The organism is Pedobacter humicola, assembly GCF_056490705.1.
This window is the reverse complement of record NZ_JBWJIG010000001.1, coordinates 376,261-402,466: the sequence shown is the minus strand read 5'-3', so window position 1 is coordinate 402,466 and position 26,206 is coordinate 376,261. Positions and strand designations below refer to the sequence as shown.

At 37.6% G+C, this 26,206-nt stretch carries 26 protein-coding genes; 11 read left to right on the top strand and 15 right to left on the bottom strand.

What is annotated here, in order from left to right; genetic code table 11:
- Positions 1–8: 8 nt before the first annotated feature.
- Both AC04Q1_RS01590 and AC04Q1_RS01585 read left to right on the top strand, forming a co-directional pair.
- Positions 9–977, top strand: a complete 969-nt coding sequence (locus AC04Q1_RS01590) for a KpsF/GutQ family sugar-phosphate isomerase (protein WP_478361178.1) — start codon at positions 9–11, stop codon at positions 975–977.
- A gap of 15 nt (positions 978–992) precedes the next feature.
- Complete coding sequence (locus tag AC04Q1_RS01585) at positions 993–2,084, top strand: mannose-1-phosphate guanylyltransferase (protein ID WP_478361176.1); 1,092 nt, start codon at positions 993–995, stop codon at positions 2,082–2,084.
- Positions 2,085–2,154: 70 nt separating this feature from the next.
- Here the strand turns inward: AC04Q1_RS01585 and rlmB are convergent, their stop codons facing one another.
- Positions 2,155–2,922 carry a 23S rRNA (guanosine(2251)-2'-O)-methyltransferase RlmB gene (gene rlmB, locus AC04Q1_RS01580; protein WP_478361174.1) on the bottom strand — a complete coding sequence of 256 codons (768 nt, stop codon included), beginning with the start codon at positions 2,920–2,922 and terminating at the stop codon, positions 2,155–2,157.
- A gap of 199 nt (positions 2,923–3,121) precedes the next feature.
- Here rlmB and dnaB point away from each other — a divergent pair, with 199 nt between their 5' ends.
- Entirely contained in the window at positions 3,122–4,684 is a 1,563-nt protein-coding gene (gene dnaB, locus AC04Q1_RS01575; protein ID WP_478361172.1) for a replicative DNA helicase, read from the top strand.
- Positions 4,685–5,000: 316 nt separating this feature from the next.
- Here the strand turns inward: dnaB and chrA are convergent, their stop codons facing one another.
- Both chrA and AC04Q1_RS01565 read right to left on the bottom strand, forming a co-directional pair.
- On the bottom strand, positions 5,001–6,218 hold the full coding sequence (chrA, locus tag AC04Q1_RS01570; RefSeq protein ID WP_478361170.1) for a chromate efflux transporter: 1,218 nt from the start codon (positions 6,216–6,218) through the stop codon (positions 5,001–5,003).
- 37 nt (positions 6,219–6,255) lie between these two features.
- Positions 6,256–6,591, bottom strand: a complete 336-nt coding sequence (locus AC04Q1_RS01565) for a tetratricopeptide repeat protein (RefSeq protein ID WP_478361168.1) — start codon at positions 6,589–6,591, stop codon at positions 6,256–6,258.
- 131 nt (positions 6,592–6,722) lie between these two features.
- Here AC04Q1_RS01565 and AC04Q1_RS01560 point away from each other — a divergent pair, with 131 nt between their 5' ends.
- The 5 genes from AC04Q1_RS01560 to AC04Q1_RS01540 all read left to right on the top strand — a co-directional run bounded on the left by AC04Q1_RS01560 (position 6,723) and on the right by AC04Q1_RS01540 (position 11,910).
- On the top strand, positions 6,723–7,460 hold the full coding sequence (locus tag AC04Q1_RS01560) for an electron transfer flavoprotein subunit beta/FixA family protein (RefSeq protein ID WP_478361166.1): 738 nt from the start codon (positions 6,723–6,725) through the stop codon (positions 7,458–7,460).
- A 112-nt stretch (positions 7,461–7,572) separates the two neighbouring features.
- Positions 7,573–8,541, top strand: a complete 969-nt coding sequence (locus AC04Q1_RS01555; protein ID WP_478361165.1) for an electron transfer flavoprotein subunit alpha/FixB family protein — start codon at positions 7,573–7,575, stop codon at positions 8,539–8,541.
- Between the two features lie 53 nt (positions 8,542–8,594).
- Positions 8,595–9,209: a bifunctional nuclease family protein gene (locus tag AC04Q1_RS01550; protein ID WP_478361163.1), complete on the top strand. Its 615-nt coding sequence runs from the start codon at positions 8,595–8,597 to the stop codon at positions 9,207–9,209.
- A gap of 185 nt (positions 9,210–9,394) precedes the next feature.
- The gene (locus AC04Q1_RS01545; protein WP_478361161.1) at positions 9,395–10,774 is read left to right on the top strand and encodes a nucleoside permease; all 1,380 of its coding nucleotides are present in this window, start codon (positions 9,395–9,397) and stop codon (positions 10,772–10,774) included.
- Between the two features lie 14 nt (positions 10,775–10,788).
- Positions 10,789–11,910, top strand: a complete 1,122-nt coding sequence (locus AC04Q1_RS01540) for a DUF3667 domain-containing protein (protein ID WP_478361159.1) — start codon at positions 10,789–10,791, stop codon at positions 11,908–11,910.
- A 161-nt stretch (positions 11,911–12,071) separates the two neighbouring features.
- Here AC04Q1_RS01540 and AC04Q1_RS01535 read toward each other — a convergent pair whose 3' ends face one another.
- The 8 genes from AC04Q1_RS01535 to AC04Q1_RS01500 form a co-directional block, all read right to left on the bottom strand.
- A complete protein-coding gene (locus AC04Q1_RS01535; protein WP_478361157.1) occupies positions 12,072–13,361 on the bottom strand; it encodes a citrate synthase in 1,290 nt (429 codons plus the stop codon).
- 133 nt (positions 13,362–13,494) lie between these two features.
- Entirely contained in the window at positions 13,495–14,025 is a 531-nt protein-coding gene (locus AC04Q1_RS01530) for a DUF3347 domain-containing protein (RefSeq protein WP_478361155.1), read from the bottom strand.
- Positions 14,026–14,121: 96 nt separating this feature from the next.
- Positions 14,122–14,673 (bottom strand): hypothetical protein, encoded by a 552-nt coding sequence (locus AC04Q1_RS01525; protein WP_478361153.1) that lies wholly within the window; start codon positions 14,671–14,673, stop codon positions 14,122–14,124.
- Positions 14,674–14,822: 149 nt separating this feature from the next.
- Complete coding sequence (locus AC04Q1_RS01520; protein WP_478361151.1) at positions 14,823–15,341, bottom strand: hypothetical protein; 519 nt, start codon at positions 15,339–15,341, stop codon at positions 14,823–14,825.
- A 117-nt stretch (positions 15,342–15,458) separates the two neighbouring features.
- Positions 15,459–16,388 carry a tRNA (adenosine(37)-N6)-dimethylallyltransferase MiaA gene (miaA, locus tag AC04Q1_RS01515; RefSeq protein WP_478361149.1) on the bottom strand — a complete coding sequence of 310 codons (930 nt, stop codon included), beginning with the start codon at positions 16,386–16,388 and terminating at the stop codon, positions 15,459–15,461.
- Positions 16,388–17,026: a hypothetical protein gene (locus tag AC04Q1_RS01510; RefSeq protein ID WP_478361147.1), complete on the bottom strand. Its 639-nt coding sequence runs from the start codon at positions 17,024–17,026 to the stop codon at positions 16,388–16,390. Before AC04Q1_RS01510 ends, miaA begins: the two co-directional genes overlap by 1 nt.
- 198 nt (positions 17,027–17,224) lie before the next feature.
- Positions 17,225–17,590, bottom strand: coding sequence for a hypothetical protein (locus AC04Q1_RS01505; RefSeq protein ID WP_478361145.1), 366 nt, complete (start codon positions 17,588–17,590; stop codon positions 17,225–17,227).
- A 50-nt stretch (positions 17,591–17,640) separates the two neighbouring features.
- On the bottom strand, positions 17,641–18,735 hold the full coding sequence (locus AC04Q1_RS01500; protein WP_478361143.1) for an MBL fold metallo-hydrolase: 1,095 nt from the start codon (positions 18,733–18,735) through the stop codon (positions 17,641–17,643).
- A gap of 558 nt (positions 18,736–19,293) precedes the next feature.
- Here AC04Q1_RS01500 and AC04Q1_RS01495 point away from each other — a divergent pair.
- Positions 19,294–20,310, top strand: a complete 1,017-nt coding sequence (locus AC04Q1_RS01495; protein ID WP_478361141.1) for a LacI family DNA-binding transcriptional regulator — start codon at positions 19,294–19,296, stop codon at positions 20,308–20,310.
- 25 nt (positions 20,311–20,335) lie between these two features.
- On the opposite strand, the gene AC04Q1_RS01490 is transcribed toward AC04Q1_RS01495, so the two are convergent.
- Positions 20,336–21,271, bottom strand: coding sequence for a helix-turn-helix transcriptional regulator (locus AC04Q1_RS01490; protein ID WP_478361139.1), 936 nt, complete (start codon positions 21,269–21,271; stop codon positions 20,336–20,338).
- Between the two features lie 103 nt (positions 21,272–21,374).
- Here AC04Q1_RS01490 and AC04Q1_RS01485 point away from each other — a divergent pair, with 103 nt between their 5' ends.
- A complete protein-coding gene (locus tag AC04Q1_RS01485; RefSeq protein WP_478361137.1) occupies positions 21,375–23,459 on the top strand; it encodes a TonB-dependent receptor plug domain-containing protein in 2,085 nt (694 codons plus the stop codon).
- 16 nt (positions 23,460–23,475) lie between these two features.
- The gene (locus AC04Q1_RS01480) at positions 23,476–24,519 is read left to right on the top strand and encodes an HmuY family protein (RefSeq protein WP_478361135.1); all 1,044 of its coding nucleotides are present in this window, start codon (positions 23,476–23,478) and stop codon (positions 24,517–24,519) included.
- A gap of 236 nt (positions 24,520–24,755) precedes the next feature.
- Here the strand turns inward: AC04Q1_RS01480 and AC04Q1_RS01475 are convergent, their stop codons facing one another.
- The 3 genes from AC04Q1_RS01475 to AC04Q1_RS01465 form a co-directional block, all read right to left on the bottom strand.
- Positions 24,756–24,935, bottom strand: a complete 180-nt coding sequence (locus tag AC04Q1_RS01475; protein WP_010602585.1) for a hypothetical protein — start codon at positions 24,933–24,935, stop codon at positions 24,756–24,758.
- Between the two features lie 182 nt (positions 24,936–25,117).
- The gene (locus tag AC04Q1_RS01470; RefSeq protein WP_478361134.1) at positions 25,118–25,702 is read right to left on the bottom strand and encodes a biliverdin-producing heme oxygenase; all 585 of its coding nucleotides are present in this window, start codon (positions 25,700–25,702) and stop codon (positions 25,118–25,120) included.
- A gap of 84 nt (positions 25,703–25,786) precedes the next feature.
- Complete coding sequence (locus AC04Q1_RS01465; protein ID WP_478361132.1) at positions 25,787–26,206, bottom strand: response regulator; 420 nt, start codon at positions 26,204–26,206, stop codon at positions 25,787–25,789.

Genomic DNA, 26,206 nt, shown 5'->3' with positions numbered 1-26,206 from the left:
TTTTCTCTTTGAAAAGTAAAAAATCAATTATCCAATCGGCTGTAAGCACATTAACGCTTGAGGCAGCGGCAATATTAAATGTTGCGAAGAATTTAAATGACGATTTTGAGAAAGTCGTATCAAGCATTTTACAAGGTAAAGGCCGGGTAATTGTAACAGGTATAGGAAAAAGTGCCATTATTGCACAAAAAATGGTGGCTACTTTTAATTCTACAGGGACGCCGGCAATTTTCATGCATGCTGCAGACGCCATACATGGTGACCTTGGAATGATTCAGGTTGATGATATTGTAATTTGTTTATCGAAAAGTGGAAATACACCGGAAATTAAAGTCCTAACGCCATTATTAAAAACATCAGGTAATCTTTTAATCGGAATGGTTGGAGAATTAAATTCCTTTCTGGCAGAACAGGCTGATCTGATTCTAAATACTTCTTTCGAAAAAGAAGCCTGTCCGCATAATTTAGCGCCAACCACGAGCACTACGGCGCAATTGGCACTGGGCGATGCCCTGGCGATCTGCTTACTCGAATGCAGGGATTTTAACGAATCAGACTTTGCAAAATACCATCCGGGCGGATCGTTAGGTAAAAAACTCTATTTAAAAGCCCGCGATTTAGCTTTGTCAAACGAAAAACCAGCCATATCTCCATCTGCTTCAGTTAAAGATGTGCTGATCGAAATTAGTAAAAACCGTTTGGGCGCTGTTGCTGTTGTTGATAGCGACAATACGGTATTGGGCATTATTACCGATGGTGACATTAGAAGAATGTTAGAAAACTATAATTCTATAGCAGATTTAAAAGCCGAAGATATCATGGGCAGAACGCCAAAGAGTATACAATTTGACGCTTTGGCGGTTGACGCGTTGGATATTATTAAGCAAAATAACATTACACAGTTGTTAGTTCTAGAACAAAATACTTACTTTGGCATTATCCATTTACACGATCTCCTCAACGAAGGCATAGTGTAATTTTTAAAATAAAAAATGAATAAAGATTATTATGCATTAATTATGGCCGGTGGCGTCGGAAGTCGCTTTTGGCCAGTAAGCAGAACAGAATATCCAAAACAGTTTATCGATTTTTTTGGTATTGGTAAAACGCTGATCCAGAGCACATACGAAAGATTTTTAAACATCTGCCCCCCTGAAAATATATTTATCGTTACCAACGAAATTTATTCAGATTTAATTAAAAAGCAATTACCACAATTAACAGATAACCAGATTCTGGCTGAGCCTTTAATGCGGAATACAGCCCCTTGTGTGGCTTACGGAAGTTTAAAAATTGCAGAATTAAATCCGAATGCCACTATAGTAGTTGCACCTTCTGATCATACAATTGCCAATATTGATGGCTTTGTTGCCTCTATTGAACAATCTTTGGAGGCTGCGTCTAAAAATGATTGTTTAATCACTTTGGGGATCAAACCAAACCGCCCGGATACGGGTTACGGTTATATCCAGCACACAGATTACGTGCTCAATACCGATACCGATCTGCATAAGGTTAAAACATTTACCGAAAAACCAAATTTAGAATTAGCAAAATCATTTTTACAAAGCGGCGATTTCTTGTGGAATGCAGGGATATTTATCTGGTCGGCCAAGGCAATTTTAAGTGCCTTTGAGAAACACCTGCCAGATATGTATGAAATATTTAACGTTGGTAGGTCAGAACTGAATAACGCAGGTGAAAAAGAATTTATCAATAATGCCTATTTCCAATGCACCAATATCTCAATCGATTTTGGGATCATGGAGAAAGCCGAAAATGTGTATGTTCTTCCATCCGATTTTGGCTGGTCTGATTTAGGTACATGGGCATCCATTTACGAGATGGCTGAGAAAGATTACGTTGGAAATGCCGTTATCCCTTCCGAACAGGTGATTATGTTCGATTCGTCGAATTGCATGGTCAATGTTCCGAAAGATAAACTGGTGATTTTGCAGGGGTTGCACGATTATATCGTTGTGGAAAACAACAATATGCTGATGATCTGTCCAAGAGATGAAGAGCAGAAAGTTAAAGAGTTTGTAGCTGAGGTTAAATCCAGATTTGGAAATAAATTCATTTAATACGGATGATGTAAGATGGATAAGGTAAATCTCCATCTTACATTACCCATCTTCCCTTTTAAATCTTACATTATAAAGTCCTTTGTCTAACCGCTTCGTATAAAATTACGCCGGCCGCTACTGAGACATTTAAGGATTCGATTTTACCCGCCATTGGAATTTTAGCCAAATGATCGGCCACACGTAAAAGCTCATTGGAAATACCTTCATCTTCCGATCCCATCACAATTGCAGTAGGCATTGTATAATCTGGGGTATAAATAAAATCGTTGGTCTTTTCGGTACAGGCTACAATCTGCAAGCCACTTTCCTGTAAAAACAAACAGGTTTTATGCAGATTGGCATGGCGACAGATTGGAATGCTAAATAATGCGCCTGCTGATGTTTTTATCGCGTCAGCATTGATCTGTGCAGCGTTTTTTAAGGGCACAACAATAGCATGTACCCCAACACAAGCAGCTGTCCGGGCAATTGCACCCATGTTGCGGACATCGGTTACACTATCTAGAACCAATATTAAAGGTACCTCGCCTTTTTCGAAAACTGCAGGTACAATATCTTCAATATTTTGATAGGTGATTGGAGAAATTACCGCAATTACCCCCTGATGGTTTTTCTGCGACATCCGGTTCAGTTTCTCAATCGGAACTGAATTTAAAGGAATCAATGTATCTTTTAAAAGTGCTTTTAATTCTAAGAACAATTCGCCACCTAAACCGCGTTGCTGATATATCGTTTCAATATCTCTTCCTGCTTTAACGGCTTCTATTACGGCCCTGATGCCGAATACAAACTCATTATTCTCTTTTGCGCGTTGCGGTCTTCTAAAATTATCCATGTTTTGAAATTGTTAGGCAAAAGTATTCAAATAAATGTTTTAGCCCTAATCTATATCATCCTTATTAACATTTAATTGTTTAAAAATTTCTGCGATTTATAAAATCTCTCAAAAATTAATCTGATTATGCTTCAATTTGTTAACAAACAGCTAAGAACTAATTCGAGCAATCGCGTCAAAATTTGATTACTTTTGTTGCATGAGTACGGATAACGAACAAGGCGGAAAGAACAGTATGACTGCTAGAAAAAGCAGGTTAAGTAATACGATTAGTTCACAGGGTAAAATCCCTCCTCAGGCATTAGACCTTGAGGAAGCGGTTTTAGGTGCGCTCATGCTCGAAAAAGATGCCCTTTCAGCCGTAATCGATGTTTTAAAGCCAGAGGTTTTTTACAATATTGCCCACCAGAAAATCTTTGAGGCTATTCATATTTTATTCCAAAAATCGAGGCCTGTAGATATTTTAACGGTTACAGCCGAACTGCGTACGCTCGGTACTTTAGAAATAGTTGGTGGTGCTTATTACATTACTAATTTAACCAATCGTGTTGCTTCAGCAGCGAATATCGAGTTTCACGCCCGTATCATTTCTCAGAAATATATTCAGCGTGAGTTAATCAGGATCTCAACCGAAATTATAACAAACGCTTACGAGGATACCACCGATATTTTCGATTTATTAGATCAGGCAGAAAAAGGTCTTTTCGAAATCGCCCAGAATAACCTGCGTAGAGATACTCAGAAAATGGACGATATCATCAAACAATCATTGGCAACTCTTGAAGAGCTCCGTACCAAAACAGATGGTTTAACAGGTGTGCCAACCGGTTTCACAGGTTTGGACCGGATTACCGGTGGCTGGCAAAAGCAGGATCTGGTAATCATTGCAGCCCGTCCTGCGATGGGAAAAACCGCATTCGTACTCACCTGTGCCAGGAATGCGACAGTTGATTTTGCTAAACCAACAGTAGTATTCTCACTGGAGATGTCATCGGTTCAGTTGGTTAACCGTTTGATTTCCGGTGAAGCAGAAATTGAGCAGGAAAAAATCAGAAAAGGAAATTTACAGGAGTGGGAATGGCAACAGTTACACAGTAAAATCGGCCGTTTAACTGAAGCTCCCCTGTTAATTGATGATACCCCGGCACTGAATATATTTGAGTTTAGGGCAAAATGCCGTAGATTAAAATCGCAGTACGACATTCAACTGGTAATTGTCGATTACTTGCAGTTAATGCACGGTAAAGGCGAAGGAAAAGGTGGTGGTAACCGTGAGCAGGAAATTGGTAGTATTTCGAGGGCGTTAAAGTCTGTAGCGAAAGAACTGGATGTTCCGGTATTGGCACTATCGCAGTTGAGTCGTGCGGTAGAGAGTAGACCAGGTTTGCAGGGAAAAAGGCCGATGTTATCCGATTTACGTGAATCCGGATCAATTGAGCAGGATGCGGATATGGTATTGTTCTTATACCGTCCTGAATATTATGGTATTACCGAAGATGAGCAGGGACGTTCTCAGGCAGGTATTGGAGAGGTTATTATCGCAAAACACCGTAACGGTGAAACCGGAATTGTTCCGCTTAAATTCGTTGGTAAGTTTGTGAAGTTTGTCGATCTGGAAGATGATTTTAATGCACCGCCAAATTCATTTGCTGCAGATCCCTCTGCCGGAATGTATCCATCGCAAGATTTCGAAAAACAGAGCAATGTGATTATCCGCCCATCAAAAATGGATGATTATAACGATGACGATCCACCGTTTTAGTAATAATTATTATGATAAAGGTTAAAAATTGACGTTTATGCGGGGACAAAGCCTAATAGCAGGAAGCTGACTAATCTAAACCCGATAAAACGAATGCTCCCGATTTAAGCACCTGGTATTTTTGCTTTTAATGGTGTGCTTGCTAGTTTACAGGTTTTAATGGAGCTACATTAACTGACCTTGTGCTGTAATTGCTTTCCAAATCATGAATAGCCGCAATTAATAACCCGTAAAAACAAGACCTACATTGCCTATGCCATGCAGGTCTTTTTATTTAAGACGTTTTTTCTATAAACCAATTAAGAGGGGCCATGTGCTAAAATAAATACCCAATCAATATACCTGCCAGTACAATTATTGGCGGACTAACCCTGGTGAAACTCAACAGTAAAAATGTAGCGATCATAATCCCCAGAAATATCCAGTTAAAGCCCATTGGGATTAAAAGAAGAATAAATGCGGCGATGATAAACCCAACACTAACGGCATTGATCCCGGAGAGGCTATGGCGTATCCTCGAGATCTTTTTAAGATCATCCCAAAAAGGCACAATGAACAAAACCAGAATTAAACCAGGTAAATTTATGCCGATTACGCCGATTAATCCACCCAGAATCTGCCCCCACATCCCATATCCAAAGTTTTTCATGCTCAAAGCACCCAGATAACTGGTGAATGAAAATGTAGGTCCCGGTAAGGCTTGCTGTAAGGCAAAACCAGATAGAAAGCCCGATGAAGGTAGATAGTGTTTCATTTCTACAAACTCGGTAAACATTAGTGGCACAAGTACCTGTCCGCCACCGAAAACCAAAATACCATTACGGTAAAAATTTTCCAATAAACGGATAGGTAAACTGAAGGGCGATGTACGGTTAATAATTGCACCTACCAAAGCAAACAGCAATAATGCACCAATAAAATAAACCAGCTTTCTCGGGTTAATGTTCGAAAAAAGTTTAACCCTTAATTCTGTTTCCTCCTTTGGGGTTTCGATCGCCGATGAGATCATTCCTCCGATCAAAATCGACAAGGGGAATACATAAGCATTTCTTAATACCAGAGTAGCAATAACTGAGGCAACAGCTAAAAATATAGAAACCTGGGAGGACAAAACTTTTCGGCCTAACTTCCATGCGCCATAGGCAACAATGCCCAAAGCGATGGGCTGGATATATTCTAAAATATCATTAAACTTTTGTTTCTGATCGAGTAAGGCATAACTGATCGCTGCAAAGGTCATAATGGCTGCTGTAGGTAAGATCCAGATGAGAAAAGTGATGATGGCCAATTTAAGCTTTCCGACCTTCCAGGCAATTCCTACCAGTGTTTGTGTAGATGCCGGCCCTGGCAATACCTGAGCAAGCGCATTTAGTTCTAACAACTCCTCTTCAGAGATAAATTTAGTGCTCTGTACAAAATATTTAAGCAGTAAAGCCAGGTGCGCCTGCGCCCCGCCAAAAGAGGTAAATGTAAAAAAGATTACGTTTCTAATAAACAGCCACTGTTTTTTAGCAGCAATAGGTTTGGTTTGCATTATAATAATAAACTAAGCCCCTTTTAGGGGGTGGGGTTTAATCATCTTCGTAATCTAATCCTGCGGCTGTATTGTAAGCGCCCTGCAATTCTGAAAATGCATGCATATCCCTTTTATTTCTGGCCACCTGCATTCCTTTTTGATAAATTTCGATTGCTTTCTCTTTTTGGTCGTCTTTTTCCAGTAATTTGCCCAAATGATAATAGGTTCCTACATAATCAGGATGTTTATCAGTTAACTGAAGGTAAAAAGAATAGGCGTTTTCTTTCTCATTTAGAGCGTTATACTCTGTGGCTAAGGCATATAGTATAAAGGGATCGTTGGGATCACTTTCTAAAAATTCTAATAACTTGCTTAAACGGGTGGATGACATTTTAATTCCTTGCTTTTTTAATTAAATTTGCAGAAAGACCTTATATAATAATGATATCATATATGAACCGATCGACAGCTAAACAATTACAGTTCTAGATCGTTCATAGCAATAAAAACCACTATTAACATATGAAAATATTAGTTTGTATCAGTAACGTGCCAGACACAACGACAAAAATAACTTTTACTAATGATAATACCGAATTCAATACGTCAGGAGTGCAATATATTGTTAATCCATACGATGAAATCGCTTTATCACGTGCAATTGAGTTAACTGAAGGTGGCAAAGGAACGGTAACCGTGATCAATGTTGGCGAAGCGGCGAACGATCCCACCATCAGAAAAGCACTTGCAATTGGTGCCGATGATGCCGTGAGGGTGAATGCGGCTCCCCGTGATGCTTATTTTGTGGCGAAACAAATCGCAGAATATGCCAAAGACAAAGATTTTAATATCATTTTAACAGGTCGCGAATCTATCGACTATAATGGTAACCAGGTTGCAGCAATGGTTGGCGAATTTCTGGATATCCCATCTGTATCGATCATCAAAAAACTGGATATTGATGGCGACAATGCAACCATAGAAAGAGAAATTGAAGGCGGTAAAGAAGTATTAACCGTTTCGGGTAAATTTGTAGCCAGTTGTGCCGAAGGTGTTGCTGAACCAAAAATCCCTAATATGCGCGGCATCATGAGCGCCAGGACAAAACCATTGGCTGTTGTAGATGCAGTTTCAATAGAAGAAGTAACTAAGGTTACCAAATACGAAACTCCTGCCCCACGCGGTACGGTGAAGTTAATTCCTGCTGATCAGACAGAGCAGTTAATCGGCTTATTGCACAGCGAAGCTAAAGTAATATAACCACTTGGCAGTTTGGAATTTTCAGTTTCCAGTTGCCTGATGATATAGAGATAATAAATAGAATATTCAATATAAAAATTTAATTCCCATAAGGGAATTTAGGGATAAATATATGTCAGTATTAGTATATGTAGAACAAGCTGAAGGCAAATTTAAGAAATCTGTTTTCGAAGCAGTGTCTTATGCCAAAGCGATTGCCGATCAACAATCAACTCATTTAACTGCCATTTCTATTGGTGATGTTGCAGAAACTGAATTGAAAGAATTGGGTAAATACGGTGCGTCTAAAGTTTTGAATGTAAGTGCCGATCAGTTAAAAACTTTCGTTAACCAGGCTTATGCAAGCATTATTGCTGCTGCAGCTGAGCAAGAAGGATCAGATATCGTTGTTTTGTCTAACTCATTCTCCGGTAAAGGTTTAGCGCCGCGAATTGCAGTAAAACTTAAAGCTGGTTTGGCTGACGGTGCTGTAGAATTGCCAAGTACAGATGGTAAATTTTCAATTAAGAAAACGGCTTTCTCTGGTAAGGCATTTGCCATTACAGAATTGACTTCTGCAAACAAAGTAATTGCCTTAAACCCAAATGCGTTTGGTGTTAAAGAAAATGCAACCGATGCAGCAATAGAAACCTTTGCTGCAGATATTAAACAATCAGACTTAGGTACTGTTATTAAAGAGATTGTAAGGGCAACGGATAAAGTATCGTTACCAGATGCTGAATTGGTAGTTTCGGCTGGTAGAGGTTTAAAAGGACCAGAAAACTGGGGAATGATTGAAGAGCTAGCCGGATTATTAGGTGCAGCTACGGCTTGTTCTAAACCAGTTTCGGATGCAGATTGGAGACCACACTCAGAGCACGTTGGTCAAACCGGTATTGCAATCAGTCCGAACTTGTACATTGCCATTGGCATTTCTGGAGCAATCCAGCATTTGGCAGGTGTAAGCTCATCAAAAGTAATTGTGGTGATCAACAAAGATCCGGAGGCACCTTTCTTTAAAGTAGCCGATTACGGTATTGTTGGTGATGCTTTTGAAGTAGTACCAAAATTAATTGAAGCACTAAAAGCGCATAAAGCATAAAATAAACCTTTAAACCTCGCAGGTTTTATACCTGCGAGGTTTGAAAAACAGATATGAAAAAAGTAAAATTAGATATTGTAGGTTTATCTTACAGCCAGACTCAATCTGGTGCTTATGCCCTTGTTTTAGGAGAAGTAAATGGTCGCCGCCGATTGCCGATTATTATTGGTGCATTTGAAGCGCAGGCCATTGCCATAGAAATTGAGAAAATGACTCCTAGTAGGCCCCTTACGCACGATTTATTTAAATCGATGGCTGATACTTTTCATATCAACATTCAGGAAATCATTATCTACAATTTGGTTGATGGTGTATTTTATGCCAAACTGATCTGTAGCGATGGTAAAAACACACACGAGGTCGATGCCCGGACATCCGATGCGATTGCCCTGGCCGTTCGCTTTAATGCCATGATTTATACGTATGAGTTTATTTTGGCGTCTGCAGGAATCGTAATTGAAGGAAATGATTTTCTTTTTCTCGAAAATATGGATTCCATTGCGAAAGAACCTGAAGCTGATAGTGTACCAACCTCAACGAAACAACAGGGTTATGGCGATTTGACCTTGGAAGAACTTCAGCAGAAATTACAAGAAGCCATTGCCGAAGAAGCTTATGAAAAAGCGGCAAGGTTAAGAGATGAACTGAACAAACGGGGAACATCTTAATTTTTATCAAAATAAATGTTCATCCGATCTAAATTCGCATATATTTTTCTAAAAATCACCTAATAAAAAAGCTAAATCTTAAGATGAGCCAAATTGTTTAAAATAATTCAGGCTCATTTTGGATTATCATTTAAAATAGTTCTATATTCAGCTTTTACTTTCAATAATCAAACTAAACTATTATTATGAACGTTAAGTTTCGCTTAACTATAATGAGTTTCATGCAATTCTTTGTATGGGCTGCCTGGTTAATAACGATTGCAAATTATTGGTTTGGGACCAAACAATGGGATGGTGCAGATTTTGGGGTCATTTTTTCTACAATGGGTATTGCTTCACTGTTTATGCCAACCATAACCGGTATCCTGGCCGATAAATGGATCAATGCAGAGAAACTTTACGCCATTTTGCATATTCTTTACGCAGCCACTATGTTCTATCTGCCGCAGGTAGAAGATCCACATACTTTTTTTTGGGTAATATTAGTGGCGATGTGCTTTTATATGCCAACCATAGCCTTAAGTAATTCGATCAGTTATACCACATTAAAAAATGGTAATTTCGACGTTGTAAAAAACTTCCCGCCCATTCGTGTTTGGGGTACAGTAGGTTTTATTGCCGCCATGTGGCTTACCAACTTAACAGGTAACAAAGCCAGTGCAAATCAATTTTATATTGCAGGTATAAGTGCTTTATTTTTAGGTGTTTATTCTTTTACCCTCCCCGCATGTAAACCACAAAATTTAATCAGTGAGAAAAAAACATTCGTACAAAAGCTAGGCTTAGAGTCTTTCAAACTATTTGCTGATTATAAAATGGCATTGTTCTTCATTTTCTCTATGTTTCTGGGAGCTGCTTTACAATTGACAAATGCCTATGGGGATGTTTTTTTAGATGAATTTAAATTATTCCCGGTTTTCGCAGAATCTTTTGTAATCAAATTTTCTACCATCATTTTATCCATCTCACAAATATCAGAAACATTGTTTATCCTGGCTATTCCGTTCTTTTTAAAAAGATTCGGGATTAAATGGGTAATCGCCATAGCAATGTTTGCCTGGGTATTGCGTTTTGGTTTATTTGCCTTTGGCGATCCATCTACCAATTTATGGATGATCATAACCTCTTGTATAGTGTATGGTATGGCCTTCGATTTCTTTAATATTTCGGGATCATTGTTTGTAGAAACTTCAACCACCCCAAAAACGCGTTCATCTGCGCAAGGTTTATTTATGATGATGACCAATGGCTTTGGAGCCGTGTTTGGAAGTTTGGTGTCGGGTTGGATGATCAATAAGTTTTTTACTTCATATTATAACAACATTGGTTCGCTATCTAAATATGTAAAAAGTGAAGCCGATAATGAGCATTTGCTTAAATTTTTGAAAAACAAAGGCATTAGTGTATTGCAAAATGGTGATCTGAGCAGAGCATTAGATGTAAAAGACTGGCACAATATCTGGCTATCATTCACCATCTACGTTTTAGTTATTGCGATAGTTTTTGTAATCATATTTAAACACAAACATACCCGAGCGGAAGTAGAAGCCATTAACCATTTATAATTTCGATTAATCCCATGTCAGCTGGTAAGTATAGAAAAGAACACAATTGTTTAAACTGCGGTTCCCATGTAGAGAAACATTACTGCAGTAGCTGTGGTCAGCCAAATTTAGAATTAAAAGAGAGTTTTTGGGGCTTTATCAGCCACAGCATTGCCCATTATTTTCATTTCGACAATAAGTTCTTTCAAACCCTCTCTCCTCTTTTAACAAAACCCGGACAGGTTACCCTCGATTATTTGGCTGGTAAAAGAGCCAGGTACATCAATCCAGTGAGCATGTACATCTTTGTATCTATTGTGTATTTTTTGGTGGTATATTCGCCAAAGCACGTGGAAAAAGACCCGGATAATGGCCATATCAGTGTTGAAAAGAAAAAGGATCAAAATGTTACCGATAGCGTAAATAAAGCGCTTAAGCTCGCAGGCATATCTAAAGATATTGCAAATAAGGCCACAGGATCGATTAATAAAGCAATCAAAAAGAAAGAATTTATAGACCTTGGTTTTGCCGATCAGGAAAAGGAATTAAATAGATTAAAAGCCGAAAGTGTTAAGTTAAAATCTGATTCGCTTACTGACATCGTTGATGAATATAATGATATCCATACTGAAAGAAATGATAGTACCTATGCGGCGTATCTATCCAGACAGAAAAAGCTACCCCTTTCTGAACAAGATGGCTGGTACGACCGACTGATTAAAAAAAGGGCTATCACCATCGGAGAAAAATCAGAAGTTATCCAGGAAACCTTAGAGCACAACCGTCCGAAGCAATACTTTTTGCTGATGCCCTTGCTGGCCTGGTTTATCATGCTCAATTTCCGTAAGAATCATATCTATTACTTAGATCACCTGATCTTTACCATCCACGGCATGATGGTTTATTTTATTGTCTCCATATTTACACAACCCATCATGAAACATGTGTTTGGTGAAGATTCTCTGGTAAGCAATATTATTGAGGTTGGTGTTACTGTATATTTGTTTTGGTATATGTTTAAGGCACTCACTATTTTTTATCAGCGCAAAACCTGGAGCACGATTTTCAAAATCTTCTGGATCTTGATTTTATATGCTGTGGCCTTTAAGATATCGGAAATGGTCATGATCAACCTGATTTACTACGTAGCTACATAACATGTAAAGTCATGTTGATCTGATGATAGTTATCGGATTTGTTTCAAGTCGTGATGCAGGAAGGATGCTGAAATAAATTCTGCTTGACGATTGGTTGTTAAAAAATAAGACATAAAAAAACCACCCGATAAAATCGGATGGTTTTTTTATGCTTAATGAAATTATTTTCGGTCTTTCAATTCAATAAATTCTCTATCGGTTTCGCCAACATAGATCTGACGTGGGCGGCCTATCGGCTCTTTGTTCTCGTGCATTTCTTTCCATTGTGCTATCCATCCCGGTAAACGTCCTAAGGCAAAAAGAACGGTAAACATCTCAGAAGGGAAGCCCAAAGCACGGTAAATAATACCTGAATAGAAATCTACGTTTGGATATAATTTACGGTCGATGAAGTATTGATCAGTTAAGGCTGCTTCTTCCAGTTTTTTTGCAATTTCTAAAATCGGATCGTCGATACCTAAGTTTTCTAAAATATCGTCACAGGCTTTTTTAATGATTTTTGCCCTTGGATCGAAGTTTTTATACACCCGGTGTCCAAAGCCCATCATACGGAAGGTATCATTTTTATCTTTTGCTTTTGCAATCCATTTCTCTGTATCGCCTCCATCAGCTTTGATTAGCTCTAACATATCGATAACTGCCTGGTTGGCACCACCGTGTAGCGGGCCCCATAGTGCAGCAATACCAGCAGCGATAGATGCATATAAATTACAATCTGATGAACCTACGATACGTACCGTAGATGCAGAACAGTTTTGCTCATGATCTGCATGTAGAATCAGTAGTTTGTTCATTGCGTTAACAACGATCGGATTTACATCATAATCTTCGGTACGTTGTCCGAAAGTCATCCAAAGGAAGTTGGTTACATAATCATATTTATTTTTTGGATAAATAAGCGGATGTCCCAATGATTTTTTATACACAAAAGAAACAATCGTTGGGAATTTGGCCAACAGTTTGATGATGGTTAAATCTTGCTCTTCTGCCGTTTGGTTTGGTTTTAAACACTCCGGATAAAACGTAGACAACGAGAAGATCAAAGATCCCAATTGACCCATAGGATGAGATCTTGACGGATAACCATCAAAGAATTTCTTCATATCCTCATGGATCAAAGTGTGTTTGCTGATGTCAGCCTGTAAATCTTCTAATTGTTTTTGTGTCGGAAGATCACCATAAATGATCAGATAAATCACTTCCAAAAAACTCGATTTTGCGGCAAGTTCCTCGATAGAATAACCCCTATATTTTAAAATGCCTTTTTCACCATCTAAAAAAGTGATTTTACTTTTTGTAGAACCCGTATTTTTAAAACCAGTATCTAAAGTTACAAAACCTGTAAGATCTCTTAATTTTGAAATATCAATGGCCTTTTCATCTTCTGTTCCTGTAATTACTGGCAATTCTATTGTCTTACCATCAACTTTAATCTCTGCAATATCTGACATATTATTGTATTGTGTTTATAGCTTTCTAAATTATATAAAATTAATATACATGCATAACAAATCTGTTAAATTAATATGAATAATTGGTCAAAATGACGTAACAATCATGCTTAATTAAACGGCTTTTGCAATCTTATTTTGCTTTGATCTCCTCTGCCACTCTCCCACACTCCAGCATTTCATTTCCATAATAAGGATTCCTGATTTCCTTTTCTGTTGATAACCAGTCTCCTCCATCTCCTTTATTCGCCATTGGGCAATGTTGAACATAAATAGTGCCTTTTTCGATTTCAGCACCTTTTAGCAAAGCAATCAAATCAGCACTTAAAACGGTAAAATCTTTTCTTTGTGAAACAAGGTCAGTGCTTGCAGCAATTCTACCGGCTACTGCAGCGGTAGGTTCACAGCCTTTATATGTAGCCAAACTCGTTTGTAGCTGAGCAGCCGACTTCTGGGCATTACTTGAATCTGATTTGACCAATGCGTCTTTCAGCCCCACATATTGATTGAAGATTGAAGATTTCTGTTTATCGTTTATCAAAACCTCGTTTTTAACCTTTGTTGAATCGGTTTTAGTGGAGTCTGTAGTTGCTGTAGATTTTTGATTTGCCTGATTGCAGGCCATTAGTGCGGTAAGTATGGCTATTCCGAAGATTCTTTTCATTGTATTTGGTTTTCGGCTCAAAATAGCAATTAAAATATTAAATAAATAAAAAAGTCCCGATTTTCATCGGGACTTTCAAAATATATGATGTTTCAATTATAATTTAAAATTATAAGCCAATCGAAGATTAAATTGACCGGTTTTCATGAAGTAAAGATCCGACGAACTATTGTTTACATAACCTTCGTATTTCACACCAAGATCTAATCCATTTTTCCACTCGTAACCTAAACCACCTGTGTAGATGAAGTTCATGTTGGCGCCATCTTTAATCGCCAGGCCCGAGCCAAGCTCGGTAGCCAGGTACATTCTTTCTATTGGGAATACCCTAACACCACCCAATAGCGGGATAAATTCGAATTTAAGCGGACTGTCTTTCCATTTCAACCTGGTGTAACCACCAGAAGCGGTAACAGCCACGTAAGGACTTAAATCATATTGAAGTTTTACATCAGCACCGTAGCCATAATCCATTTCAGATCTGTCAGGAAATATGCCATAGTTTACACCAACGCCAATTTTGAAAGCCATGCCGCTTCCGCTTGTCATTGGTTCAGTTGAACCCATCGTTTGTGCTTTTAAATTTGATGTGGTTAAAATTGCAAGGGCCGTTAATGTCGTTGCAAAAAGTTTAGTAACTGTTTTCATTTTAAGATATTTTAAGTTATTAATTAAGGGTTTAGGGTATATACGTTAAAATATCTAGCATGGATTTTTAAGTTTTCATTTTTTTCAGAATCTTGTGAAATAAAAAAGCCTCCTAAAGGGAGGCTTCCTGTTTTATTATGAATTAACGCTTACAAGTTAAATCCGTAAGCTAAACGTAGACCAACATAACCAGTACTGTTGCCATTTCTAGCTAAGCCTTCGTATTTCACGCCTAAATCTAATCCATTGCTCCATGCATAACCAACAGCTGGAGAATAAACGAATGAAGTTCCGCTACCTTCATTGGTACCGAAACCTGCACCCAGTTCAGCTAAACCATAAATACCAGAGCCAGATTCGTTAAAGAAATATTTAACACCAGCTTTTACAGGGATATATCCGAAATCTGGAGCATCTACACCTGTATTACCAATTTCTTTACCTAAGAAACGGGTATAACCAGCGGTAACCGGGATTGATAATTGCTTATCGATATCAAACTGATAACGTAAATCGGCACCAAGTGCAACACTATATGCATCACTGGTTGGTATACCGCCAAATATTCCTATTCCTAATTTTTGAGATGATTGAGCATTTGCATTTGTGGTGAAAAATAATGCCACTACAGCTGCTGAAGTAGCAATGATTTTAGTAATTGTTTTCATTTTAAGGATAATTTATGAGTTAAAAATATAATACATCGATAAACGCAAAGGTTGTGCCAAAAAGGCTTTTTTGAAGCTATTTCACTGATAAACCAACGCTATGATGACCAAATAGATTTAATTAACCCGATCTGAAACCTTTTCAAGAACCTGTTGTTTTAACTGGTTTGTTGGGGCCAACGCATCCAGCCAAATGATATCAACACTGTCCTTTTCCATCTTCCTGAAAAAGGTGTTTTGTCGTTTGGCATACTGGCAAATGGCGATACCCAATTTTAATTTTAATTCATCTGATGTGAATTTCCCGTCCAGGTAATTCACGATGAATTTATATTCGAGCCCGTAGAAAACCAAAATTTCTTTACTAATCCCTTCTTTAAGTAGCTGTATCACTTCCTCAATAAGTCCGTCTTTAAATCTTTGATCCAATCTGTTCAGGATTTTGGCACGGGTAATTTCTACTTCATTCTTTAGGCCAAAGATAATGGGTTTAAGTATTGGACGGTCGACGACTTCCAATTGATTGTGTTTCAGAAAATCTGATATTTCCAGAGCCCTGATTAACCTCTTTTTCGAAGATAAATCTACATGATCGTCATGGTCGCTTTCATCGTTTTGCAATTTCTCAATCAATTCTTCTTTCGACAATAAGTTTAATTGATCCCTTAATTGTTCGTTTATCGGAATGGCTGTAAAAGTTTGGTTTTGAAGAAGACTATGGATGTACATTCCTGTACCACCACAAAGAATTGGGATTTTGTTTAGTGCTGTTATCGTTTCAAAAGCGGTATAAAAATCGTTTTTAAAGGCATCAACATGGTAACGGTCACCTGGTGTTAAAATATCTATAAGATGATGAGGAATTGTTCTGCCGTTAATCTGATATTCCTGCAGGTCTTTCCCGGTTCCAATATCCATGCGTTTAAATATCTGACGGCTATCCGCGCTGATAATTTCTCCGTCTAAAGCATCAGCAATCTGCACGGCAAGTTTTGTTTTACCAGATGCCGTTGCGCCTAAAATAATAATGAGGTTATGCTGATCCATTAAAATTGGAGAATAAATTTTAAACTTCCTGTATTAAATACTTCGGTTGCCGACATCTGATCATCTTTTTTAAGCTGACGGTTTAGATTTTTATCCAGGATATAAATATGGGGCTCAACAATCGCAGTTAGCGTAAATCCAAGTTTCGTGTAGGCCTCTCCTGCCGACCAATCCCGATCAGCATAACTCATTAGGTCGTTGGGTTTATGCGTTTCAGCGAAAAAAGCAATCAATTTACTCAATCCTCCGGTAATAGAATAGCCTGCTTTAACAGCAAACCTGATCAATTCTGCCGATTTATAATTTTCGGTATGGTTCATTTTACGCAATGCTGAAAAAGTGGCTACGGCCACCAGTTCTTCTTTTTCAAATAAACCAATTTTATAGCGGCTGCTTACTGGTCCCTGCAAATGATTTTCTATTAAAAAAGCATCAGCAACTGGCTTGGTTATTTTAGATACTTTGGTTTTTCTTCCATGGATGCGGGTGTTTTTACCAAGCAACGATTTTATTCTGGCTAACACCTGATTAGGCTTTAATTTCCACACATCTTCCCAAAGGTGAATGAGTTTACTGTTTTTTTTGTGGTAGTCTTCCTGTAAGCTGATGAGATCGCCGGCTTTAAACGTATTATTCAAACTAACCAAATGAACCAGCAGTTGATTATTTAGCCGCAATAACTGAAAGTCGCTTTCCAAAAAAAAATGGCACTCAATTTTATTGTTAGCAAGCGCTAAGTTTAATTGATGGTGCCAGTTACAATCAGACGTTAAATTATTCAATCAGCAGAAGGTTATTCAGAAAAATTATCTGTTGCAAATTTAACCATCAAATTATTAAATCCATTCTTTTTCTTTGAAGTTCGAATGGATAATTTCAACGAGTGTTTCAACTTCTTTTAATTTGGTATCATCTAACCCGGAAATTTTTAAACCGGCTTTATCTTCTCCAAAATTATCCAATTCCTGATTGGAAAGTGAAAAATCGGTTGTATTTACCTTAACTTCTACTTCGCTCCCGTTAATATAAACACCCGAAAAAAAACGTTCGGTTACTTTTTCTCCGTTTACGTCGATATTTTTTTCACTATAAAGATCGTATCCGCTTTCAGAGTTTTCGTGTACCGTATAACCGCAGGTAGCATAGGGTTGTATACCTGCCCTTATGGTTTGAAAAATTTCTACAAGATCCGTTTTATTCATGCTAATTGATTTTAGAAATTAAACACCATTGGGGTACTTATTGTTTAGTTTTATTGTTTGAGCCACCAATTTTCGGTTGGCATATATTCATTTAAAACAACAGTTTCTCCTAATTTTGGCGTAACCAAAGGAAAGTCTTTTGCTGATGCAGCCAGAACAACTCTTTTAATCGATTCATCCCAGGGATGCATGGCCAAACTAAACTTACCCCAATGCACTGGCATTAACACCTTGGCTTTTAGATCAATTGCCGCCTGAACGGTTTCTTCTGGAAACATATGGATATATGGCCAATAGGTGTTATATTGTCCGCATTCTAACAAAGCCAGGTCAAAAGGACCAAATTCTTCCCCTATTTTGGCGAAATGTGTATCGTAACCCGAATCGCCACCCAGAAATAGTTTACAGCTGGCAGTTTTCAGTACGAATGCCGACCAAAGTGTTTGGTTTCTTTTAAATTTCCTTCCGGTGAAATGCCTTGCCGGAACAGCGGTAAATTCCAGTCCGTTAAATGAAGTAAGCGATTGATTCCAGCCTAATTCATTGATTTTATCTGCTTTAATGCCCCATCTCTCCAGATGCGCTCCTACACCCAACGAAGTAACGATTGATTTGGCTTGAGGAGCGATTTTCAGAATACTCTGATAATCAAGATGGTCGTAATGATCATGGGTAATTAGCAATATGTCGATATTTTTGAACTGTTCTGCTGTTACAACATCTGTTCCCATAAAGGCTTTGCTGCCAATGAATGAAAATGGCGATGGGGTAATACTAAAAATTGGATCGACCAAAATCCTTAATCCATCGACTTTGATCAGATACGAAGAATGTCCAAACCAAATGATTTCTGGAGTTGTACCTTTTGGTTCGCCCGCTATATCAGGCCTTACAAATGGGAGTGCTTTATCGGGTGATTTATCGGGATGTTTTTCAAAAAGAAAAGCCTTTAAGATCTTAAAAAAACTAACCCCTTCTGGCTGCATGGGTGTTACTGACTGGTTTTGTAATGCTCCATCATGATAATTGGACAGTTGATGGATTTTTTCTAACCTCAAACCTTTGGGAAGGCGGCCAAAAACAGGCAGGTTTATTATAATGAAAAACACTATAATGATAAAAGCTAATATATATATGACTATCATTTTTAAAATTAAAAAACCAAAGTAGTAATATGATTTTACAAATGAAGCCTGGTTAATATATATGACGTATGGATTACTTCTTCTCTTGTCATAAATATAATGCCCCAGGATTCGGGGCATTTAAAGGTATCCTGGAATAACTGTTTTAAAGAATTAAGTTATTAAAAATGAGTAAATTTTATACCTTTGAAATGGGTTAAACATATAGCTTAGATAACTTATTGTACCTGCCTGCAGGAAAATAACCCGATTTGGCGAGGAGTGGTACGAACACTTCTCGTTTTTTATTTAAATACCCCTCCAAATTGAGGGGCACTTTTGTTAATCATTGGGGTATATTTTTATGGCGACGACTATTTTACTTTTTGAGCGTCAAAAATTGCTTTCCATTTATAAATTTTCGAATCAAATGTTTAGCGCATGATGTCCTGATTCTTCGTCGAATGTATCACTATTTACACAGTCAAGGAAAGAAATGAGAAAAAAAAACAGCGCAAACGTTTGATTAATTTTGTAATATTACATATTGAAGAAATTTAATGTAGTTTAGCAATTACAATGCAATCGAAACCAACCACCATTAAAGAAATAGCCAGAATTTTAAACATTTCTCCTTCCAGTGTTTCAAGGGGATTGCACGATCATCCCAGTATTGGAGCAGTAACGAGAGAGAAAATTAAACAACTGGCAAAGTCTCTAAACTATGAGCCTAACAACGCTGCTATCCTATTTCAAAAAGGAAAAACGTATACCATTGGCGTAATTTTACCAGAGCTTTCTGAACACTTTTTCTCCATTGCCATTTCGGCTATTGAAGACGAAGCGATCAAAAAAAACTATACAGTTATTTTTGCGCAATCGCATGATAACTATGAGCAGGAAGTTAAACTCGTTGAAAAAATGAAAAATCAACGTGTAGATGGTTTATTGGTATCAATCAGTAAAGACACCTCTAAGTTTGATCATTTTGAGAAACTGAATTCTTTCAATATTCCTGTGGTATTTTTTGATCGGATACCTCCTTTTAAAAATGTGCACTATGTGGCCTGTAGTTTAGAAAGTGCAACGATCAAGGCTGTTAATTACCTGCTCAAAAAAGGACATAGAAGTATCGGGATGATAAACGGCCCAACTACCCTATATGCCAGTGAGGAGCGTAAAGACGGCTATATGCAAGCCATTACTTTTAACCGCTTAAAGTTTGATCCTTCATTGGTGGTAAACTGTGATTTAACCGAACAGGGTACCATTGAAGCTGCTGATCAATTTTTGAACCATAAAAGAAAACCTACGGCTATTGTTACTTTCAATGATTATGTAGCACTCTTTTTAATTAAATATTTCAAAAAGCTGAATGTAATTAATGATTTTGATGTGGTAAGTTATGCCAATCTGCCTATCATTAGTTATTTAGACAATTCGCCTGTTGCATCAGTAGAACAGTACCCTTATCTGCAGGGACAAAAGGCTGCAAACATCTTATTGGATCTTATTCATAGTCCTAATTCAGAAAATCAGGCTTATTACAATACTATTGTAGAATCTGATTTAATTGTAAACGAGGTAAAAGAGTAAAAAAAACAAACGTTTGCGCTAAGTTTTAGTTTTTGTTCAAACTGCCAGGTAAAATATGATACTGTTTTTTAAAGGCTGCAATAAAGTGTTGTGCATTTTTGTAGCCTACCAAAAAGGCAACTTCGTTTACGGCCCTTTTTTCTTTAGATAGAAAATAATGGGCTTTTTCCATCCTGATTTTGTACAGATAACCAAATACGGTATGTCCGGTAAGTTCTTTAAATCCTTTTTTAAGTTTATAGTCATTAATCCCGGCTTTACGCGATAGTTCCATTAATGAATTGGGCTTTTGTAAATCTTGTTCTACCAGTTGCTTGGCCAACATAATCTTGACAATATCTTCTCGCTTTAGACTAACCGTTTGTTTTTCTTGCTTCTGGTTAATGTAAATGATGATCAGCTCAAATATCCTGGCCTCCAAAAATAAGCGCTTTACCCTTCCCTGATGTTTATGGCTAAGCAAATGCTGTAGTATTAAACTAATTTCTGCTGAAATCGGTTCCTGTTGACGTGTGAAAGGTTTGTCACCAAACTCGCGACCAGTAGTTGTATGAAAATACGTTTCCGTTAGCTGTATATAAACGTATTTGGTTTTCTCCGTTACGCTAAATCTAATCGCAGTGATCTTACCTGTATTAATGTTTTGCTCATACCTGGAAAGTGATAAGAGATTATCGTGTTGGTGGTTACAGTAATAATTGATTGTACCACTTAAACAAAATAGAAAGCCTATATGCTGGCAGGAAGATTCAAATAAAAAATCTACGGCCTTGCTCGGATCAATCTCCACTATACAGATGTGGATTCCATTAAACCACTTTTCTTTAAAATGCAAAACGGCATTTTCTATACGCAATTCAGTCCCCAGCTCATCAATATCCCCAATGCTATTAAAATCATCCGCATAGGTGTTTATGTAAATAATATTTCCGTCTGGCTGGGTTGAGAGTTTAAATTCCATAAATGATTTAATCCGTTTAGCGGTATTAATTATCCGTTTAACGTTATCTGCTTTTTGTGATTATGCACAAATTTGCACAATTATTTATAATTAGTCTAAATAAATGAAAATATATTTATCAATTGCCTTATCGCTTTGTGGATTTGTTACTGTGGCTCAAGAGATTAAAGTTGATACTACAAAGGCAAATGATTTGAAAGATGTGGTGGTTACGGGGCAATATGGTCCGCAAACATTGAGGAATTCTGTTTACAATATTAGAACCATCACGGCCGAGCGGATAAAGCTTAGGGCAGCAAGCAATATACAGCAGATTTTAAATACCGAACTGGGTTTTCGTTTTAGTAATGATTTAACATTGGGTACCACCGATGTTCAGTTAATGGGGATGACAGGCAGGAACGTTAAAATACTTTTAGATGGCGTACCGATGGTAGATCGTTCTGATACCCGTGAAAGTTTAAATCAGATCGATATCAATACGATTGAAAGAATTGAAATTGTAGAAGGACCGATGTCGGTGGTATATGGTGCCGACGCCTTAGCAGGAGTGATCAATATTATTACCAAAAATCCAGGAAAGCCGTTATTAAACCTATCTGCCAGGCTTCAGGAAGAAACTGCTGGTAATGAATATGAAGCTTTATCAGGAAAGGGAAACCACATGCAGAACATTGGCCTCAACTGGAAAAACAATAACTGGAGTATTTTGGCTGGCTTTACGCATAACGATTTTGGCGGCTGGAATTTGGCTGGTAAAACGGCCACCATAGAAGAAGTTGCGGCTGTTGGCAACCGCTGGAAACCAAAGGAACAGTTTTTAGGCAATACAAAAATTGGTTACCGCCACAGTAATTTTAGTATCTGGTACCGTTTAGATGGGCTGAAAGAAGATATTGATGTACGCAATGGACTCAACCCGAACAATTATAAGGGACTACTCCAAACCTATACAACACATCGTTATACGCAACAGGTTCAATCTGAATATAAAATCAGCAATACATTACAACTTTCTGCTGTTGCGGGTTTTACCAAGCTCGATCGTGCAACCAGCACAGTAATCCATGATTTTACCAATAATACCGAGGAATTATCAGGCGGTGCCGGAGAACAGGATGTGGCTAAATTTAACGCGACCAATTTTAGGGCGACCGCAATTTATACTTTAAATAAATCAGTTTCATTTCAGCCCGGGATCGAATACAGCAGAGATGCAGCGAGTGGACAAAGAATTAAAGGATCACCGATAATTAATGATTATGCGGCATTTGTTACGGCTGAAATTAAACTTGGGGAGGTGATCAATATCAGACCGGGTTTGAGGTTTATTAAAAATTCTATTTATGATGCACCTCCGGTAATTCCGTCTTTAAATGCCAAGTTGATCCTGACCAAAGACCTTGATTTACGATTGGCTTATGCCAAAGGCTTCCGTTCTCCAGCATTACGAGAATTGTACTATGATTTCGTAGATGCCAGTCATAATATTTTAGGTAATCCCAATTTAAAGGCAGAAGAATCGAACAGCCTTAACGGATCACTGGTATGGGCAGGCATCCATGATAGCGATATAGAATTCCGTTCTACATTAACCGGTTTCTATAATCTGGTTAAGAACAGGATTTATTTTGGCTTATCCCCTACTGATAATTCGGTAACTACACTGATTAATGTATCAAAATATAAAACTACAGGCGGGACGATAGATAACGTTTTAATTTATAAAAAGAATCTTCAGGCTAGCCTTGGCGTATCTTATATTGGAAGATTCAACGATTTAAGCGAGAACAATAATCTCGAAACACCCGAATTTGCCTGGGCTACGGAACTCAATTCGAACATTACATACACGTTTCCTAAAATACGCGGAAGTATCAGTTTTTTCTACAAATATACAGGTGCATTGCCAAGCTATCAGCTTACTACGGAAAACAATACCAGCACAGTAAAACTTGTTAAAATAGGCGATTTCCATACCGCTGATTTAATGCTGAACAAAAATCTGTTTAAATCTTTAACCATCAATGCTGGGGTTAAAAACCTGCTTAATGTTACACAATTAACCAACAGCTCAACTGCGACTGGTAGCGCACACAGTACGGGAGGGGCTACTGTTCCGTATAGCTATGGCCGCTCTTATGTATTGGGACTGAGCTATAATTTGGATATAAATAATTTAAAATAATATAATCACGATAAACATGAACAAATTTAACTCAATGATCGCTATCGCATTTTTAGCGGTAACATTTACAGCCTGTAAAAAAGATTCTGATGAACCTATTGTAGTGGTTCCGCCATCAGATGGAAGTACGCTAACTCTAAATGGAAAAACATCAGAATCAAATTATACAAATATCGTATATGTTGATTTTAGCGCGGATAAACAAACCTCTGTAGATAGAAAAAGTTTCAATATTGGATTAACGTCCGATAGCAAATTTAGAGTGGTGCTTAATCCTTCTTATCAGACTACGGCAACAGCAACATCTAAAACGGATATTACCGCTGTTACACTAGCCGATCCGGGCACTACTGTTGAGTTAAATCATGATATCACGAACCCACTAACAGTTTCTTTAGTAGATTATTGGGATGGTGATATAACTAAAACTGCTTTTGCTGAGATTAGTGCCACAGAAGCAGAAAACAAAGTTTATTTGTTAAGTTTTGAAGGGAGCAAGGATAAAGATAAATGGTTTAAAATAAAAGTTACAAGAAATGGTACTGGTTACAAAATTCAGTATGCAAGATTAGGTGAAACAGTTATTAAAACTTTGGACGTTGCGAAAAGTACAGATTATAACCTTGTTTTTGTATCGTTGGAGAATAATAAAGTGGTACAGGCTGAGCCAGTTAAAGTTGCATGGGATATTTCATGGAGTTATAGTACTTATAATTCTGGATTAGGTTCTCCCTATTGGTTTCAAGATTATGTTGCCATCAACAACCTTGGCAATGTAACTGCTGCAAAAGTTTCTACAGCAACTAAAGCTTATGCTTTGTTTACAGAAGCTGATGTTGCAAACTTAACTTTTTCTCCATTAAGAGATGTAATTGGTTCTTCCTGGAGAACTTCTCCTAGCCAAACTGGTGTTGGTGGTGGCGTTAAAGCCGATGTTTTTTACGTGGTTAAAGATGGTACAGGTAACGTTTATAAACTAAAGTTTAACAGTTATATATCTGGCGATGGTGGTGAACGTGGTAAACCAGTAATCGAATATAAATTAGTCAAAAAAGGATAATCCTTTAGCGTCTTCCAAAGTCTGACAGGCATACCGCAAATTAGGCTTCGGATATCGAGAAAAAATATGTTTTGTTAGTTGGATATAAGCTCTCCGCGATGGGGAGCTTTATCTTTTCAGAGGGGCGGCAAGACTACGAAGTCTATAAGCATGTTGCAAGTAGACTTCGTAAGTCTCCTATACGCAAAAAGGGCCCTGGCATACCAGAACCCTTTTTGTTTCTTACTCGCGAAATATTATTTTCCAGAGTTTTTCTTGTCAGTTACTTCTGCACGGATTTCTTGTGCTAAAACTTTAAGATCTTGCATTGCTTTACGCACACGAGTACCAGCAGCTGCATTGCCAGCATTATAAAATTTTTCTACATCTGCTTCAATCGCAGCAACAGCAGCTTTAACTTTTGAGAATTTTTCCATCGCTAATTGATGTTTTTAAGGTTTAAAAAATTTATTTTTTCAATAATACATATTTACCTTGAATTAACAACAGAAAGCAAATATTTATTTGAAAGAAGTTTTGCACATTTACACAATCAAAAAAATGCCCTGGCAGTATTATAGACGTATTTTTTTGAATTTCAGGATTAAATTCCCGCCGCTTAGCTGAGTTGTTTCGATAAGTTAATCAGGTTGCTGAAAGTTAGATTTGCACTATTTACACAGCGTTCGTAATCCGCCTCTACAACGCGCTCGTTCAATACAGAAACAAATTTTTTCCATTTTGTACTGAGCTCTTCACCATAAACACCGTAGTAATTTAAACCAGCTTCGTGATCTTTAAAATTTTTATTGGCCAGAATGTGCCTCTTGATTACGTTTCCGCCCAATGTAGCCCCTTCCAGTACATATAAAGCCCCTAAGACTTCGCCTGTATTTTTCTGAGGCACAAAGAGTTCGAAGTTTAAGCCTGGTAAGGTTAAACTGTCAATGTGCCAGTAATTTAAATCCTGTTCCAATGCAGAAAGTTTTAACCTGCTGTTCATTTCCAATTCGGCGGCAATGTCTGCGTCGAGCATATTGGCCAGGGTATTTTCTAATTTATGGTGTATGATGTAATTGATGGTCAACAGTTTTTTATATTGATCAATACTTAAAGAATTGTTCATAATCTCATTCACAAACATCAATGATTCTAAAGCTTTATGGTTTTCGGCGGTTTCTGTTCTCAATAAGTTGGCAATCATGTCAGAAGGTTTTATTTTAAAATGGTTTAAAAAGAAAAGATTCGGATAATAATACCCGAATCTTTCAATATTGTTTTATAAAATCTAATTTAACCTTAGATGTTGGTTAAACCAAAAATCGTGCACCGAATGTACACATTTTACCAGATTTTCATAGCCATCGGGTTTGGTTAAATAAGCATTTGCGCCAAATTCTATCGAAGCTTTTACGTCATCCGGATTATCGGAGGTAGAAAACAGAATTACAGGTATGGTTTTTAGATAAGGAATATCCCTGATAAACTTTAACAGATCCAATCCTGATAAACCTGGAAGATTTAAGTCTAAAAGGATCAGTTTAGGTTTTGTTTTACTATCGGCGAAACTCTGCAGTTTCTGCAATGCTTCTGCCCCATCTTCAACAATGGTTAAGTTAAGCGTATCTTTAACTTCCTGTATGGCACTTTGCATAAAAAATGCATAATCCATATCATCTTCAACATAAAATATATCTGGCGTTTTCAT

Coding starts and splice junctions, on each gene's coding strand:
- chrA (WP_478361170.1), bottom strand. CDS start 6,218: ATGCAAACCAAACCTATTGCTGCTAAAAAACAGTGGCTGTTTATTAGA.
- AC04Q1_RS01485 (WP_478361137.1), top strand. CDS start 21,375: ATGAAAATATATTTATCAATTGCCTTATCGCTTTGTGGATTTGTTACT.
- AC04Q1_RS01550 (WP_478361163.1), top strand. CDS start 8,595: ATGAAAAAAGTAAAATTAGATATTGTAGGTTTATCTTACAGCCAGACT.
- AC04Q1_RS01560 (WP_478361166.1), top strand. CDS start 6,723: ATGAAAATATTAGTTTGTATCAGTAACGTGCCAGACACAACGACAAAA.
- AC04Q1_RS01535 (WP_478361157.1), bottom strand. CDS start 13,361: ATGTCAGATATTGCAGAGATTAAAGTTGATGGTAAGACAATAGAATTG.
- rlmB (WP_478361174.1), bottom strand. CDS start 2,922: ATGGATAATTTTAGAAGACCGCAACGCGCAAAAGAGAATAATGAGTTT.
- AC04Q1_RS01520 (WP_478361151.1), bottom strand. CDS start 15,341: ATGAAAACAATTACTAAAATCATTGCTACTTCAGCAGCTGTAGTGGCA.
- dnaB (WP_478361172.1), top strand. CDS start 3,122: ATGAGTACGGATAACGAACAAGGCGGAAAGAACAGTATGACTGCTAGA.
- AC04Q1_RS01480 (WP_478361135.1), top strand. CDS start 23,476: ATGAACAAATTTAACTCAATGATCGCTATCGCATTTTTAGCGGTAACA.
- AC04Q1_RS01565 (WP_478361168.1), bottom strand. CDS start 6,591: ATGTCATCCACCCGTTTAAGCAAGTTATTAGAATTTTTAGAAAGTGAT.
- AC04Q1_RS01495 (WP_478361141.1), top strand. CDS start 19,294: ATGCAATCGAAACCAACCACCATTAAAGAAATAGCCAGAATTTTAAAC.
- AC04Q1_RS01525 (WP_478361153.1), bottom strand. CDS start 14,673: ATGAAAACAGTTACTAAACTTTTTGCAACGACATTAACGGCCCTTGCA.
- AC04Q1_RS01555 (WP_478361165.1), top strand. CDS start 7,573: ATGTCAGTATTAGTATATGTAGAACAAGCTGAAGGCAAATTTAAGAAA.
- AC04Q1_RS01540 (WP_478361159.1), top strand. CDS start 10,789: ATGTCAGCTGGTAAGTATAGAAAAGAACACAATTGTTTAAACTGCGGT.
- AC04Q1_RS01545 (WP_478361161.1), top strand. CDS start 9,395: ATGAACGTTAAGTTTCGCTTAACTATAATGAGTTTCATGCAATTCTTT.
- AC04Q1_RS01500 (WP_478361143.1), bottom strand. CDS start 18,735: ATGATAGTCATATATATATTAGCTTTTATCATTATAGTGTTTTTCATT.
- AC04Q1_RS01475 (WP_010602585.1), bottom strand. CDS start 24,935: ATGGAAAAATTCTCAAAAGTTAAAGCTGCTGTTGCTGCGATTGAAGCA.
- AC04Q1_RS01490 (WP_478361139.1), bottom strand. CDS start 21,271: ATGGAATTTAAACTCTCAACCCAGCCAGACGGAAATATTATTTACATA.
- miaA (WP_478361149.1), bottom strand. CDS start 16,388: ATGGATCAGCATAACCTCATTATTATTTTAGGCGCAACGGCATCTGGT.
- AC04Q1_RS01505 (WP_478361145.1), bottom strand. CDS start 17,590: ATGAATAAAACGGATCTTGTAGAAATTTTTCAAACCATAAGGGCAGGT.
- AC04Q1_RS01585 (WP_478361176.1), top strand. CDS start 993: ATGAATAAAGATTATTATGCATTAATTATGGCCGGTGGCGTCGGAAGT.
- AC04Q1_RS01530 (WP_478361155.1), bottom strand. CDS start 14,025: ATGAAAAGAATCTTCGGAATAGCCATACTTACCGCACTAATGGCCTGC.
- AC04Q1_RS01470 (WP_478361134.1), bottom strand. CDS start 25,702: ATGATTGCCAACTTATTGAGAACAGAAACCGCCGAAAACCATAAAGCT.
- AC04Q1_RS01465 (WP_478361132.1), bottom strand. CDS start 26,206: ATGAAAACGCCAGATATATTTTATGTTGAAGATGATATGGATTATGCA.